The organism is Streptomyces sp. P5F9, assembly GCF_057961495.1.
The window spans coordinates 1-2,418 of sequence record NZ_JBXVPZ010000796.1; the positions used below are offsets into that span (position 1 = coordinate 1).

Annotated in this window: 3 protein-coding genes and 1 pseudogene; 1 reads left to right on the forward strand and 3 read right to left on the reverse strand. The window is 67.9% G+C overall.

The features are described from left to right. Window positions 1-320 (forward strand): TM2 domain-containing protein (locus AC31A1_RS50175; RefSeq protein WP_489659722.1); only part of this gene is annotated, 320 nt, incomplete at its 5' end. A 35-nt stretch (window positions 321-355) separates the two neighbouring features. On the opposite strand, the pseudogene AC31A1_RS50180 reads toward AC31A1_RS50175, so the two are convergent. From AC31A1_RS50180 to AC31A1_RS50190, 3 genes and pseudogenes are all read right to left on the reverse strand, one after another. Beyond that, window positions 356-454: pseudogene (locus tag AC31A1_RS50180) on the reverse strand (zinc-binding dehydrogenase); the annotation flags it as partial. A gap of 607 nt (window positions 455-1,061) precedes the next feature. Then, window positions 1,062-1,736 carry a GntR family transcriptional regulator gene (locus AC31A1_RS50185; protein WP_489659723.1) on the reverse strand — a complete coding sequence of 225 codons (675 nt, stop codon included), beginning with the start codon at window positions 1,734-1,736 and terminating at the stop codon, window positions 1,062-1,064. Window positions 1,737-2,325: 589 nt separating this feature from the next. Beyond that, on the reverse strand, window positions 2,326-2,418 hold a 93-nt coding region (locus AC31A1_RS50190; protein WP_489651895.1), incomplete at its 5' end, for a transposase.

A 2,418-nucleotide genomic window follows, 5' to 3' on the forward strand; every position in this document is an offset into this window, starting at 1 on the left:
AGCCGTCGGCGCCGGTCCCACCCGCCATGGCGCCGGCGTCGCGCCAAGGCGCCGGGCCGAGCGCTCCGAAGTCGGTCGGAGTCGCCTACCTCTGGTGGTTCTTCCTCGGCCTGTTCGGCGGCCACCACTTCTACCTCGGCCGGACCGGCCGAGGACTGGTCCACCTGTTCACCATCGGCTTGTGCGGTCTGGGCTGGCTCGCCGACGGGGTCACCCTGCCCCGCCAGGTCCGCAGCGCGAATGCCCGCAACGCCCCGCGAGACGTCGTACCCCCTACGAACGCCACGGTCGGCTCCGGACTCCACGACTCCGTCCACTAACCGAGGCCCCGCTCGCCGACCCGGCCCCGGACGCGCTACGCGGACACCGCCACCACATGCTTGCCCGCGATGCCGCCGTGCTCGAACGCCCGGTGCGCGGCGGCGATGTCCGCGAGCGGATACACGCTGTCGACCCTTCCGCGCGCCGGGTTGGGATCGTCGTACGAAACATCTGGTGGCGCGTGGTCGTCGTGGACGGAGACAGCGGGTGCGACTGGTCGAACGGGCTACACGCGATCGGCTGTATCCCGCTGGCGCGGAATGCCGCCGATCGCGACAAGCACTACAGGAAGGAGAAGACCGGAATGAAAACCGATCGCGATCATGCAACCTTCTGTGAAGTGCCCCCCGGGGGGAGTCCACAGTCCTCACGTCGTCGTCTCACACCGAGGTGCCGGCGGTCGGCTACCGGGTGACCCGCCGCAGCGGCTCGGCGGCCCCGGGCACGCGCTTGTCGTAGCCGGACTGCTGGGGCAGCAGGCGCGGGAAGGGTTACCGCAGGTGAACCCGGGCATGGCGGAGCCACCCGGCCTTGGAGGTGAAGCCGAGCATGGCCGGCACCATTGCCGGCCTGACGAGCTCGGCGCCAGATGCGAAGACGCCTTCAGCAGGCCGTCGGCCTCACATGGGGTGTCGTCGCGAGGGTGTCCAGAGCGTTCGTCACAAGGCGGGTGCACTCGAAGCAACCGGATTCAGCCCAGGAAGCAAGACACCCTCCGCTCGCCGACCCCTTGGCGCGGATCACCTGGGGGCGACGGAGCGGGCGGTCCCCGTCGTGCGCAGTTCGTCGATCACGCTGGCCAGCTGTGCCTCGGTAGCCGCTTCGGCGGAGTCGGCGTCACCGGCCACGATGGCGTTGATGATGGACAGGAGCTGGGGCAGCGACTGCTGCGGACGACCAGGCCGCATCGCGAGGCGGAACTGGAAGCGCACCATCTGCGTGTTGAGCCGCTCCAGTTGACGTTTGGCGACCGCCTGGCCGCTGAACTCGATGATGAGGTCGTGCAGCCTTCGGTTGAGGGTCGAGTAGGTCTCGGGGGCGTTCTCGGCGACCGCCGCACACAACTGTGCGCCGACCTCGGTGAGTTCGGCACGCTGTGCCTCACTCGCGTAGTTCGCTGCCCTGCGCGCGCACACCCGCTCCAGCGCGGAGCGGCACTCGGTGATCTGGATGGCCTCCTCGATCGAGATCAGCCTGACCCGCGCCCCGCGGTTGCGAACTATCTCCACCAGGTCGTCGGAGGTGAGGTCGACCAGCGCTTCGCGTACGGAGCTCCGGGTCACCCCGAGATCGTCGGCCAGGTCCTGCACCACCAGCCGCTGTCCCGGCACAAGGTCGCCATTCCGCAGAGCGTCGCGGATGTGCGCGCTCACGTGGCTTCGAGCGGCCGCCCCCTTGATGCGCGTGCTGGTCACCGGCTGTCGTTCCTCTCTCGCACGCGAACATCCGACGCCGTGTTCACAGGCTTCGGACCGGATCACTGATTTTATCATCGGAGATATTGTCAGCAATTATCGATGACGATCAGCCGGGCTCACGGCACAGAGCGCCCGCCGAGCGGCAAGAAGAAGCCAAGTGGTCTTCCCCGGATACTGCCACGGGTGACGTGGCCACCATGTCGTTGTGAAGGACAACGACAAGATGTCGGTGCAGCGCCACCCGTTGTCAGTGGCGGCGGGCACCATGCACTGCGTGACCACAGCCGCTGAAGCCGACCACGGCTGGATACGCTCCTCCTCATCACCGTCCCGCTGTGCGCTGGAGATCGACTGCACCATGACTCTGGAGAGTCGACCGCGGTGTCGAACTGCGCGAACGCGCCCGGCTGTTGGTCGGGCCCAGGCCGCGTCGCCCGCGCTCCTACGAGCAGTTCACCTCTCCCATGGTGGCCGACGGCCGGGTCTAGCTCTGATCTTGGCGAGTGCTCCGCCGTTTACGGCGGGGGCGAAGGCTGTCTCAGAACTCTGTGGCCCGCATCGTTCGCAGGGGTCTGCAGTGTTGTCCTCAGCCCACGGGGCGCTGCTGGTTCTCGATGTACTGCTTGACGACGGTCAGCGGTGCCCCGCCGCAGGATCCGGCGAAGTAGGAGCCGGACCA